The sequence below is a fragment of the Streptomyces sp. NPDC038280 genome, assembly GCF_055600045.1.
The window spans coordinates 55,672-68,155 of record NZ_JBVJYZ010000020.1 but is presented as its reverse complement, the minus strand read 5'-3'; the positions used below and the strand labels follow the sequence as shown (position 1 = coordinate 68,155).

Here is a 12,484-nt window from a genome sequence, read left to right as displayed (position 1 = left end):
ACGTCCTGCTCCCGGGACCCCGGCCGCGCACTCAGCACCTGCGCGCGGGGCTGTTCCGCAGCCGCTCAGCCGTCACCTCGTGCCGGCCGTCGGGTCGCCGGACAGATCTGTCCGGGACTGTCCCGGACAGGCGCATCGGATGGACATGCCCATGCGGCTTTCCCAATGGTCGGGGGTGCAGCCCGTCCGCGCAGTCGTCGGGGCACGCCGCCCGCGCTCCGGGCGCGGGAGCCAGAGCACGGGAAACGAAGGGGAAAATATGAGACATCTGGGGAAGTTACTGGGCATAGTGACACTGTGCCTGGCCACGATCGTCGGCGGTGCCACCGGCGCGGCCGCCGATCCTGGCGACACACCACCGCCGCGCGACAACAGCTCCAACGAGACGGTGTACCTCGTCAAGGGATTCAACCCGGATCCCACATCGGACGGCGTCAGTTGCAACGCCCGCTGGAAGTACCTGGTCAACGCCTCGAAGCGCTGGGGCTGGAAGAAGAAGCAGTTCACCCAGGTCGGCTTCTACAAAGGTGACTACAACTGCGACATCAACCTCGCGCCGAGAGACGGCACATGGGCGCTGGGCCTGGAAGAGCTCGGCCGCCGACTGGCGTGGAACATCCACCTCAACCACTCCGTCAAGGGCGAGAGCGTCGACCTGGTCGGCCACTCCATGGGCGGGCTCATCATCCGGGCCGCCGTGCTGGGCACCCAACAGCACAAGAAGGACTGGCCGGACTACATTTACGTCGAGGACGCGGTGACGCTCGGCACCCCGCACTACGGCACGTTCAACGCCGACATCTGCGTCGACACCTTCCCGACGGCCCAGCAGTGTGTGGACATCACACCCGGCTCGTACTTCAGCAACTGGCTGACCGACGCCAAGGTGCCCCAGTCCCGCCATGGAACCGACTGGACGTTCATCGGTTCTCAGGCCGACGAGTCGGTGTCGCCCAGGAGCGCCACTCCGACCGACCACGGGGCACCGCACCTGGTGCGCTACGACGAGTCGGCCGGCATCAGCCACAGCGAACTGCGCATCATCAGCCGGGGAACCAAGCCCATGAGTTACTCCAACGACGGCGGACAGGGCTGGCGGCACACCAGCAGCGGCGCCGCTCCCCTGCGTGCGACGAGCAACGCCCTCTACTGGTCATCGGCCTGGTGACCGGCGACTCCGGCTGAGGCCCGAAGCCGTCGGCTCGCAGACGTGACGCGGGGCGTGGGAGCGGCCTCCAAGGCCGCCGCCCCACGCCCCGCGCACATGCGCCGGAGAAAGGACCCGGTTGCGGCAGGCTCGTGGCCGCCTTGGCCGGCGCGCACGGGCCCCTCGCCCTGCCCACCTCGGTGATGACGACGAGGCCGGGAGGTCGATCGGAAGTGCGGTTCGAGGAGCGAGCCGCGCCCGTCTGGGTTCTTCGCCGGCACGACACCGCTGTCGGTCCTCGGCCCACCATTTCGACAGATACAACTGGTCCGCACGACGGCTTGACCGATGGACGTGCGGCAACGTAGCTTGCGAGCGCACCGGTTCGTGAGCTGATGGAAGGAGGCGAATTCGGATGTCGACCATCTCCGAAGCACATCGCCTCGCTCACGAGACCGCCTGGACACGGGGTCGTGTAGCACACGGCTGCTAAGCAGCCGCCCTTTTTCCGGCGTGCCCGACTGTGGCCCCGGCACCTTTCCATTTCTGTCACCGCCTGCGGCACGCCCTTGCGTGCTGATGTGCGCGCTCCGGGTCTCGAGCTGCGCCACCAAAACAGAAAGCTCCTGAAATGGCGACTAGGACAATCCGATCGACCGCGCACCGAAATGAGGATGTGCCATGGTAGCGGCGCGGATCACGGTCAACGGGAAAGAAACACCGATCTCACCGGCTGCGCCCCACACCACGGTGCTGGATTTCCTGCGCGAGCGTGGGCTCACCGGCACCAAGGAAGGCTGCGCCGAGGGGGAATGCGGCGCCTGTTCGGTCCTGGTGGCCCGTCCCGGAGTGAACAAGCCCACTGACTGGGTGGCGGTCAACGCCTGCCTGGTTCCGGCCGCCGCGCTCGACGGCCAGGAGATCATCACCTCCGAAGGTCTCGCCACCGCCGGCGAGGACGGCACGCCGCCCGAGCTGCACCCCGTCCAGGAGGAGATGGCCGTCCGCGGCGGCTCCCAATGCGGTTACTGCACACCGGGATTCATCTGCAGCATGGCCTCCGAGTACTACCGGCCCGACCGCTGCGCTCACGCGGCCTCAGGCTCGGACTCGGCGGACGAAACGGACTCCGAGCACGGTCCGAACGGTTTCGACCTGCACGCGCTGAGCGGAAACCTGTGTCGCTGCACCGGTTACCGCCCGATTCGCGATGCCGCGTTCGCCGTCGGTACGCCTTCCGAGGACGACCCGCTGGCGCAGCGTCGCGAGCAGTCGCCGCCCGAACCGGTTGCCACCGCTTACACCCAGGACGACAGCACGTTCCTGCGGCCGGGCACCCTGGCCGAGGCGCTGCAGCTGCTGAACGAGCGGCCCGACGCGGTGGTGGTCGCCGGTAGCACCGACTGGGGCGTGGAGGTGAACATCCGTTCCCGCCGCGCGAATTGCGTGGTTGCCGTCGACCGGCTGCCCGAACTCCGCGAGCTGCGCGTCGAATCCGACCACATCGAGATCGGGGCGGCGCTGACGCTCACCGAGATCGAACGCCGTCTCGACGGCAGCGTCCCGCTGCTGGCAGAGCTGTTCCCGCAGTTCGCGTCCCGGCTCATCCGCAACAGTGCGACCCTCGGCGGCAACCTGGGTACCGGCTCTCCCATCGGTGACAGCCCGCCGGTGCTGCTCGCGCTGGAGGCGTCGCTGGTGCTCTCCCACGCCGACGGTGAGCGCGAGGTCCCGCTGGCGGACTACTTCACCGGCTACCGGCAGAGCGTGCGGCGGCCCGGCGAGCTGATCCGCGCGGTGCGCGTCCCGCTGCCGCTGTCGCCGGTCACGGCCTTCCACAAGATCGCCAAGCGGCGCTTCGACGACATCTCCAGCGTGGCGGTCGCTTTCGCGCTCGACATCGAGGACGGAACCGTCCGCAAGGCGCGCATCGGCCTGGGCGGCGTGGCCGCCACCCCGATCCGGGCCCTCGCCACCGAGGCCGCCCTCGAGGGCAGGACGTGGTCGGCGGAGACCGTCGAGGCCGCTGCCCAGGTGCTGCAGGCCCAGGGCACGCCGATGAATGATCACCGCGCCAGCGCCGGCTACCGCTCCGCGATGCTCGGCCAGAGCCTGCTGAAGCTGTACGCCCAGACCACCGAGGCGGTGTCGTCATGAGTCATTTGTCCGAGCTCCCCGAGAAGCCTGTCGTCGGCGTTCCGATGCCGCACGAGAGCGCCAACCTGCACGTCACCGGTGCCGCGCTCTACACCGACGACCTGGTCGCTCGCACCAAGGACGTACTCCACGCCTACCCGGTGCAGGTCATGAAGGCCCACGGCAGGATCACCGCGCTGCGCACCGAGGCCGCGCTCGCCGTGCCCGGCGTGGTCCGCGTGCTGACCGTCGCCGACGTGCCCGGCGTCAACGACGCCGGAATGAAGCACGACGAACCGCTCTTCCCCGACGAGGTCATGTTCCACGGCCACGCGGTCGCCTGGGTGCTCGGCGAGACCCTGGAGGCGGCCCGGCTCGGTGCGGCGGCCGTCGAGGTGGAACTCGACGAGCAGCCCTCCCTGATCACGCTGCAGGACGCGATCGCGGCCGAGAGCTTCCACGGCGCCCGGCCGGTGATGGTGACCGGCGACATCGACGCCGGCTTCGCCGACTCCGCGCACGTGTTCACCGGCGAGTTCCAGTTCTCCGACCAGGAGCACTTCTACCTCGAGACGCACGCGGCGCTGGCCCTTGTCGACGAGAACGGGCAGCTGTTCATCCAGAGCAGCACCCAGCACCCCTCGGAGACGCAGGAAATCGTCGCGCACGTGCTCGGCCTGCACAGCCACGAGGTGACCGTGCAGTGCCTGCGGATGGGCGGCGGCTTCGGCGGCAAGGAGATGCAGCCGCACGGCTTCGCGGCCGTCGCGGCGCTCGGCGCCAAGCTGACCGGCCGGCCGGTCCGGGTACGGCTCAACCGGACCCAGGACCTGACCATGTCCGGCAAGCGCCACGGGTTCCATGCCACGTGGAAGATCGGCTTCGACGCCGACGGCCGCATCCAGGCCCTGGACGCCACGCTGACCGCGGACGGCGGCTGGAGCCTGGACCTGTCCGAGCCGGTGGTCGCCCGCGCGCTGTGCCACATCGACAACACCTACTGGATTCCCAACGCGCGAGTCGCCGGTCGCATCGCCAAGACCAACAAGGTCTCCAACACCGCCTTCCGCGGCTTCGGCGGACCGCAGGGCATGCTGGTGATGGAGGACATCCTCGGCCGGTGCGCGCCGCTGCTCGGCCTGGATCCGATGGAGCTGCGGGAGCGCAACTTCTACCAGCCGGGGCAGGGCCAGACGACGCCGTACGGTCAGCCGGTCACCCAGGCCGAGCGGATCTCCACCATCTGGCAGGAGCTGCAGGCGGACGGCGGCATCGCCGATCGCAAGCGCGAGATCGAGGCGTTCAACGCGGCGCACCCGCACACCAAGCGGGCGCTCGCGATCACCGGGATCAAGTTCGGCATCTCGTTCAACCTCACCGCCTTCAACCAGGGCGGCGCACTGGTGCTGATCTACAAGGACGGCTCGGTCCTGATCACCCACGGCGGCACCGAGATGGGGCAGGGCCTGCACACCAAGATGCTGCAGGTGGCCGCGACCACGCTGGGCATCCCGCTGCACAAGGTGCGGCTGGCCCCGACGCGGACCGACAAGGTGCCCAACACCTCCGCCACCGCGGCCAGTTCCGGGGCCGACCTCAACGGTGGGGCGGTGAAGAACGCCTGCGAGCAGCTGCGCGAGCGGCTGCTGCAGGTGGCCGCCTCCCAGCTGGGCGCGAACGCCTCGGACGTGCGCATCGTCGAGGGCGTCGCGCGCGTGCTCGGCAGCGACACGGAGCTGGCCTGGGACGACCTGGTGCGCACCGCGTACTTCCAGCGGGTCCAGCTGTCGGCGGCCGGTTACTACCGGACCGAGGGTCTGCACTGGGACGCGAAGACGTTCCGGGGCTCGCCGTTCAAGTACTTCTCCTACGGCGCAGCCGCGACCGAGGTGGAGGTGGACGGGTTCACCGGCGCGTACCGCATCCGGCGCGTCGACATCGTGCACGACGTCGGCGACAGCCTGTCCCCGATGATCGACATCGGTCAGGTCGAGGGCGGTTTCGTACAGGGCGCGGGCTGGCTGACGCTCGAGGACATGCGCTGGGACGCCGGTGACGGTCCGAACCGCGGCCGGCTGCTGACCCAGGCCGCCAGCACCTACAAGCTGCCGAGCTTCTCCGAGATGCCCGAGGAGTTCAACGTCAGGCTGCTGGAGAACGCCACCGAGGAGGGCGCGGTCTTCGGGTCCAAGGCGGTGGGTGAGCCCCCGCTGATGCTGGCGTTCTCGGTGCGCGAGGCACTGCGGCAGGCCGCCGCGGCGTTCGGGCCCGCCGGGGTCAGCGTGGAACTCGCCGCCCCCGCGACACCTGAGGCGGTGTACTGGGCGATCGAAGCGGCGCGCCGAGGTGACGTGAAGCCCGAGGACAGCGAGATCCTCGCCGGCACGAGCGCTTTGAGCAATGCCTGACATGACATGGGTGGCCGCGGTCGCGCGGTTGCGGGCCCGCCGGGAAACCGGCGTGCTCGTGACCGTCGCGACCGTGCGCGGCCACGCGCCCCGCAAAGCCGGTGCCAAGCTCGTCGTGGGACGGACCGAGACGTGGGGTTCCATCGGCGGCGGCAACATCGAGGCCGTCGCCATCGATCGGGCACGCGAGCTGATCGGCGCGCCCGATCCGGAACCCGAGCTGATGGATTTCGCCCTCAACGACAAGGTCACCGGCCGGCACGGCGTGCAGTGCTGCGGCGGAGCCGTCAGCGTCCTGCTCGAACCGCTGCCGGTGGTCCAGGCGGTGGCCGTCTTCGGCGTCGGGCACGTCGGACTGGAACTGGCCCGCATCCTGGCCCGTCAGGACCTGGATCTGCACCTGATCGACACCCGCCCCGACATGCTCACCGACGAACGACTCGCTGTGCTCGCGGACGCGGTGGCGCAGATCCACGTGCACCACACGCCGCTGCTTCCCGAGGAGGTGCTCGCGGAGCTGCCGTCCGGCGCCCACGTCCTGATCATGACCCACGATCACGCCGAGGACGCCGCACTGTGCGACGCCGCCCTGCGCACCGCCGGTCTCGGCTCGATCGGACTGATCGGCTCGGCCGCCAAATGGGCGCGGTTCCGGCACCGCCTGTCCACCGAGGGCGGCCACGACACCGCCACGATCGACCGGATCAAGACCCCGATCGGACTGACCGAGATCACCGGCAAGGAACCCGCCACGATCGCGGTGAGCGTCGCGGCCGACCTGCTCCGGACCTTCGAACAGGACCGCCAGGGGGCGCGGCCGAACGCGGACACCGAGGTCCACGCGAGCTCCGGTGGCCGATAGCGCGCGAGAGGGCGAAGATCAGGCTCGCCCGTAGGAGACCCGGGGCGGTCCGGCACAGCACCGGCACAGCCGGTCGGATCGACCCGGGAATATTGCCCGGCGACGTGGTGGGCGGCGTACGGCTGGAAGTGGTGGAACACTCCAAGATCGGCTCGTGATCATTGTTACTGGCGGGGCCACTGCGTGCGCGCGCACTGGCCCAGACTTGCAGAGCGCGGTGGCCCGGACGGCCGCCGCGTCCCTGTACCGGCCGACCCAAGGACTGCCATCGTGAACGAGCGCGTTCTCACTCCCCGCAATCGGGGTTTTCTCTTTCTCGACTCCCACCCGGCGGGGTGCGCGCAGCTGGTGGCCGATATGTGGCAGGCATGCCCGGCCCCTGTCGACGTGCCGGAGGGCGACGGACCGGTCGCGCTGGTCATCGGCTCCTCCGCCGGATACGGTCTCGCGGCCACGCTCGCCGGACTCAAGCGCGCCGGTATCCGCGGCATAGGCGTGTCCTTCGAGAAGGCCCCCACCGTGCGGCGTACCGCGACGGCCGGCTGGTACCGCACCGCCGCCACCGCCGGCATCGCTCGCGCTGCCGGGCGGGATGTGGTCTTCCTCAACGGCGACGCGTTCTCCGACGCGATGAAGGATCGGGTCGCCGACCTCATCGAGCGGCGTTTCGGCGGCCGGCTGGACTACCTGATCTACTCGGTGGCCGCGCCCCGGCGTACCGACCCCGCCACCGGCGCCACCTACGCCTCGGTCCTCAAGCCGATCGGCCAGGCCAACCGCACCAAGACCCTTGTCTTCGACGACGAGGGTGTTCCCGAGGTCCGCGAGGTCGAGACCGGCCCGGCCGAGCGCGACGACGTGGAGCAGACCGTGGCCGTGATGGGCGGCGCGGACTGGGAACGGTGGATCGACCACCTCGCCGGGCGGGGACTGCTCGCCGACACGTTCACCACCGCCGCGCTGTCCTACATCGGCTCGTCGCTGACGGCGGCGATCTACCGGCAGGGCACCATCGGCGCGGCCAAGGCCCACCTGGAGGCCACCGCCCGCACCCTGAACGAGCGGCTCGACAAGATGGTGGGCGGGCGGGCCGTGACCTCCGTCAATGGCGCCGCCGTCACCCAGTCCTCCACGGCGATCCCCGGCATCGCCCTGTACACCGGCCTGTTGCGTGGCGTCCTCGGAGACGGGCTCGTCCCGCCGATCCACCAACTCGCCGCCCTGTGGGACCAGCTCACCGGTGCCACCCCGCTCGCCCTCGACGACGAGGGCCGGATCCGCCTGGACACTTTCGAACTGACCGACGAGGTCCAGGCTGCCGTTGCCGAACGCTGGGAGACCGCCACCACGACGACCATCGCCGACCTGGCCGACCTCGACTGGTTCCGCGCGGAGGTCCGACGCCTCTACGGGTTCTCGGTGCCCGGCATCGACTACACAGCCCCGGTCGCCACCGACGTCCCCTGGCCCGACCACACCCCCTGACGCCTCGTCCGGAAGGGTCGAGGACGATGGTGCGGGCGCGTGCGCGAGAGGCGGGCGGGGCCCCGGTGTCGGGGGTTCGTTCCTGCTGTGCGGGAGTGGATCTCCTGGGCGACCCACTCCCCCGGCACGTCATGGACGTCGGTGTCGGTTACACCTGGCCTCGGAAGACCTCGATGAGGCTGGCGTAGCCGGCGCCGGTGTGACCGGCGTCGATGGCGCGTTCGGCCAGGGCCTGGATGCGGGCGGGCCAGTCGGTGTCGATGCCCGCGGCCGCGCTCTCGCGTACCAGGTACTTCATCGTGGCCAGATGGGTTTCGAGGGCGGCGTCCTCTGCGGGGTAGGCGCCGCGGTCGATCTGGTCGGCGTAGGCGCTGACGAACCCGGTCACGCTGGAGACCCACTGGTTGGCGAACGGTGCGAAGGCGGACGCGTCGACCTTGGCGGCGCCGAGCAGGGCGGCCCCGTGCAGGAAGGCGTTCAGCGTGCCCCACATGACGCCGAGCAGTGCCACGTCGTAGAGGGAGGCCAACCCCGGATCCTCGCCGAAGAAGACCGCGTTACCGAGGCGCTTGAGGGTGTCCTCGTGGTCGCCGAACGCGCCGGATGATCCGCTGAACAGCAAGAACGCCTCGGGCCGGCCGATCACCTCGGGGACGGCCATGATCGCGCCGTCCAGGTAGTCACTAGCCCACGCGGCGGTCGCGCGGGCTTCGTCGGACGTGCCGGAGGTCAGGTTCACCAGGGTGCGGCCGGCCAGTTCGGCCCGGTGGGGGCCAACCGTGTCGCGAACGGCGGCGGAGTCGGTCAGGCAGACGACGATCAATGAGCTCGCCCGGACGGCATCGCCGACGGTGGGAGCGACGGCGGCTCCCTGGGCCGCCAGGTCCTCCGCCTTGGCCGGCGTGCGGTTCCAGACGGTCGTCGGGTGGCCGGCCCTGAGGAAGGCGGCGGCGAGGGCCTTGCCCATCAGCCCCAGTCCAATAACGGTGACAGGTGTGTTGTTCATGGGACGACTGTGCGCGAGGGAGGTTCCGCTCGGTCTCCGGAAAGGTTGTGGTTGGGTTGCGGGTAACGTGGCCGTATGCGTTTCGGGGTGCTGGGTCCGCTGGAGGTCTGGTCGGCGGACGGCCGGCGCGTTCAGGTGCGCGAGACCAGAGTCCGCACGCTGCTGACCGCTCTGCTGGTACGGCGGGGGCAGGTCGTCTCGGTGGATCGGCTGATCGACGACCTGTGGGGCGGCGTGCCTCCGGCCAACGACGTCCGCACGTTGCGGTCCAAGGTGTCGCTGTTGCGGCGGACCCTGGAGGACGCTGAGCAGGGCTGCCGTGACCTGGTGGTGTCGACGCCGCCGGGATATTTGCTCCGCGTGGACGGCGACGCGGTCGACGCCGGGCGTTTCGAAACGCTCCTGAGGCGGGCTCGGACAATCTCCGGCGACCCGCGCGCGAAGGCCGGGCTGCTCATCGAGGCGCTGGCGCTGTGGCGCGGGCCGTCGGCCTTCGCCGACCGCGCGGACGCGCAGTTCGTCCAGGCCGAGGCCCGGCGACTCGAAGAACAGCGACTGGTCGCCCACGAAGAGCTTGCCGAGACGCGCCTCGAGCTGGGCGAACACAGTCTGGTGGCAGCCGAGTTGGGGGAACTTGTCGCCGCGCATCCGCTGCACGAGGGTCTGCGGTCCGCTCATGTCCGCGCTCTGTACAGGTCGGGCCGGCAGGATTCCGCGCTGGCAAGCCTCGGAGAGCTCCGCGCCCGGCTCCGGGACGACCTCGGCGTCGATCCCGGCCGCGAGCTGGCCGAGCTGCACCAGGCGATCGTGCGGCAGGATGCCACCCTGGCCCCCGACAGGGTTCCCGCAGAGCGGCCACGCGGCAACCTTCCCGCTCCGCTCACCGACCTGATCGGCCGCACCGAGGAAGTGCGTCGGATCGGCGAACTGCTGCACTCCGAGCGGTTGGTGACCCTGACCGGAATCGGAGGGGTCGGCAAGACGCGCCTGGCGCTGGAGGTGGCCGCGCGCCGAGCCGAGGATCTCCCTGACGGCGCCTGGCTGGTGGAGCTCGGCGCCGCACGCACGGGCGCCGACATACAGGAGGCCATCGCGGCTGTTCTCGAACTGCGGGACGAGGCCCGCGCCGTGGTCCGGTCTCTGGCCAGTCGGCTCACCGACGCCGTGGCCGGGCGGCGCATGCTGCTCGTGCTCGACAACTGCGAGCACGTCGTGGAGCCGGTCGCCGAGCTGGCCGCGCGGCTGCTCCGCGCCGCGCCTGACCTGCGGATCCTGGCCACCAGCCAGGAACCGCTGGCGGTCACCGGTGAACACACCTGGCCCGTCCCTCCGCTGGATCCGCCCGAACCGGAAGCCGACCGGCCGGAAGAGTCGGACGCCGTGCGGCTGTTCGTCGCCCGCGCCGCAGCCGCCGTCCCCGGCTTCGCCCTGAAGCCCGACAACTCGGAAGCCGTAGCGGCGATCTGCCGTCGGCTGGACGGAATCCCGCTCGCGCTGGAGATGGCCGCCGCCCGGGTACGCGTCATGCACGTGGGAGACCTCGCCGACCGCCTCGACGACCGGTTCCGGGTTCTCGCGGCGAACCTGCACGGAGTGCCGGCGCGGCAGCGCACACTGCGGGCGGTGATCGACTGGAGCTGGGGACTGCTCACCGAGAGCGAGCGGATGGTGCTGCGCCGCCTGGCCGTGCCCACGGACGGCTGCGATCTGCGGGCCGCCGAGGCGGTGTGTGCGGGCGAGGGCGTGCGGACCGAGGACGTCCTCGGTCTGCTCGGACGGCTGGTCGACCGTTCCCTGGTCGTCCACCGCGGCGGGCGCTACCGGCTGCTGGAGTCGGTCGCGGCCTACGGCCTGGAGCGGCTCGTCGAGTCCGGGGACGAAGAGCGCGTGCGCGACCGCCACCTCGCCCACTACGTCGACCTCGCCGAACACGCCGATCCACTGCTGCGGGGCCACCAGCAGCGGCTCTGGCTGGAACGCATGGACGCCGAGGCCGCCAATCTGCGCGCCGCGCTCGCATACGCCGTCCGTAGGGACAGCGGGGACAGGGCACTTCGGCTGGCGAACGCGACCGCCTGGTTCTGGTTCCTGCGCGGCCGCTTCGCCGAAGCGAGACGCTCATTCGACCTCGCCCTGTCGATCGGGGGCGACCCCAGGCTGAGGAACTCGGCCCGCGCGTGGCGGGCGGGCATGTCGCTGCTGCTCCTCGACGCCCCCGACAACGAGAGCCAACCCGTGCTCACGCTCTACGACAAGGGCGACGACCCCGCCGGACGGGCCCGGGCCCGATGGTTCGTGGCGTTGGGCAGGGCCGGGTTCGGCGACGTGGAGGCGACATTCGACCTCGCCGACCAGGCCTGTGCCGAGTTCCGGACCCTGGAGGACCGCTGGGGAACGGCCGCCGCGCTCTCCGTCCGCGCCGAGGTCGCCATGTACCGGGGGAACCCGGACACCGCGCGCGCCGACGCAGAGCTCGCCGGCACGCTGTTCCGAGAACTCGGCGACGCATGGGGCGAGTTGCAGGCCACCGTCACCCTCGGCGACCTGGCCGAATTCACCGGCGACTACGACGTGGCAGGACGCCTGCGCCGGGACGGGCTCCGGCTGGCCGAGCAGCTGGAGCTGTGGAACGAGGCGTCCAAGATGCTGGCACGGTTGGGACGTACCGCGCTGCTCACCGGCGACCTCGACCGCGCCGAAACCTTGCACAGACGTGCCAAGCAGCTCGCGGCCACGCATTCGTACCAGCGCGGCGAGGAGTTCGCCGAAGTGGGCCTGGCCCTGGTGGCACGGCGCCAAGGCAGGCTGGACGACGCCGAAACCCACCTGCGCGTGTGGCTCGACTGGTGCCGCCGGTGGGAAGGCGACCTCGGCGTAGCGTTCATCCTGTCCGAACTGGGATTCATCGCCGAGCAGCGGGGCGAGGCCGACGCCGCGCTGACGTTGCACCAGGAAGGGCTGGACTACGCCCGGCGGACCGGCGACCAACGGGTACTCGCCCGCGCTTTCGAAGGTCTCGCCGGCGCCCACGCCCTCACAGGTGACCACGGAGAAGCCGCCCGGCTGCTCGGTTCGGCGGCCGCGGCACGCGAGGCCGCCGGCATGCCGCTTCCCCCCGGGGAACGCGGCGACGTCGATCGCATCACCACGGCCGTCCGCCGGGCCCTGACCCCCGTCTCCTTCGACGAAGCCTTCGAGCAAGGCGTCGAACGCATACGGACGCCGGCGTAGGACCACCCGATCCCTGCCAACGCGCCCTGAACGGGGAGGATTCAATGACCTACAAGAACGGGCGCACCGCCTCGGGCCTGCCCCCGGAGCCGGAGGCCGTGTGCGCTTGTAGGGCGGCTGACCGGGCTGCCCTGGGCATCTACGAGGTGTGCCGGAGGGCCGAATCGAGCCGGCGGAGGTGCTCCGCCGCTGATCCGAGCCGCCCGACA

The 12,484-nt window shown here is 70.6% G+C and carries 7 protein-coding genes; 6 read left to right on the top strand and 1 reads right to left on the bottom strand.

The window, feature by feature from the left end; genetic code table 11:
- The first annotated feature begins 259 nt into the window (after window positions 1-259).
- The 5 genes from ACZ7J0_RS29515 (at window position 260) to fabV (ending at window position 8,038) form a co-directional block, all read left to right on the top strand.
- On the top strand, window positions 260-1,168 hold the full coding sequence (locus tag ACZ7J0_RS29515; protein ID WP_470892419.1) for a lipase family alpha/beta hydrolase: 909 nt from the start codon (window positions 260-262) through the stop codon (window positions 1,166-1,168).
- 660 nt (window positions 1,169-1,828) lie between these two features.
- Window positions 1,829-3,304, top strand: a complete 1,476-nt coding sequence (locus ACZ7J0_RS29510; RefSeq protein WP_470892417.1) for a xanthine dehydrogenase small subunit — start codon at window positions 1,829-1,831, stop codon at window positions 3,302-3,304.
- Window positions 3,301-5,691: a xanthine dehydrogenase molybdopterin binding subunit gene (xdhB, locus tag ACZ7J0_RS29505; protein WP_470892415.1), complete on the top strand. Its 2,391-nt coding sequence runs from the start codon at window positions 3,301-3,303 to the stop codon at window positions 5,689-5,691. Before ACZ7J0_RS29510 ends, xdhB begins: the two co-directional genes overlap by 4 nt.
- Before the next feature lies 1 nt (window position 5,692).
- Entirely contained in the window at window positions 5,693-6,553 is an 861-nt protein-coding gene (gene xdhC, locus ACZ7J0_RS29500) for a xanthine dehydrogenase accessory protein XdhC (RefSeq protein WP_470892504.1), read from the top strand.
- A gap of 270 nt (window positions 6,554-6,823) precedes the next feature.
- Window positions 6,824-8,038: an enoyl-[acyl-carrier-protein] reductase FabV gene (fabV, locus tag ACZ7J0_RS29495; RefSeq protein ID WP_470892413.1), complete on the top strand. Its 1,215-nt coding sequence runs from the start codon at window positions 6,824-6,826 to the stop codon at window positions 8,036-8,038.
- 148 nt (window positions 8,039-8,186) lie between these two features.
- Here fabV and ACZ7J0_RS29490 read toward each other — a convergent pair whose 3' ends face one another.
- Entirely contained in the window at window positions 8,187-9,044 is an 858-nt protein-coding gene (locus ACZ7J0_RS29490) for an NAD(P)-dependent oxidoreductase (protein ID WP_470892411.1), read from the bottom strand.
- Window positions 9,045-9,119: 75 nt separating this feature from the next.
- On the opposite strand from ACZ7J0_RS29490, the gene ACZ7J0_RS29485 reads away from it, so the two are divergent.
- Window positions 9,120-12,275, top strand: coding sequence for an AfsR/SARP family transcriptional regulator (locus tag ACZ7J0_RS29485; RefSeq protein ID WP_470892409.1), 3,156 nt, complete (start codon window positions 9,120-9,122; stop codon window positions 12,273-12,275).
- Window positions 12,276-12,484 lie beyond the last annotated feature (209 nt).

Coding starts and splice junctions, on each gene's coding strand:
- ACZ7J0_RS29515 (WP_470892419.1), top strand. CDS start 260: ATGAGACATCTGGGGAAGTTACTGGGCATAGTGACACTGTGCCTGGCC.
- ACZ7J0_RS29490 (WP_470892411.1), bottom strand. CDS start 9,044: ATGAACAACACACCTGTCACCGTTATTGGACTGGGGCTGATGGGCAAG.
- ACZ7J0_RS29510 (WP_470892417.1), top strand. CDS start 1,829: ATGGTAGCGGCGCGGATCACGGTCAACGGGAAAGAAACACCGATCTCA.
- xdhC (WP_470892504.1), top strand. CDS start 5,693: ATGACATGGGTGGCCGCGGTCGCGCGGTTGCGGGCCCGCCGGGAAACC.
- ACZ7J0_RS29485 (WP_470892409.1), top strand. CDS start 9,120: ATGCGTTTCGGGGTGCTGGGTCCGCTGGAGGTCTGGTCGGCGGACGGC.
- xdhB (WP_470892415.1), top strand. CDS start 3,301: ATGAGTCATTTGTCCGAGCTCCCCGAGAAGCCTGTCGTCGGCGTTCCG.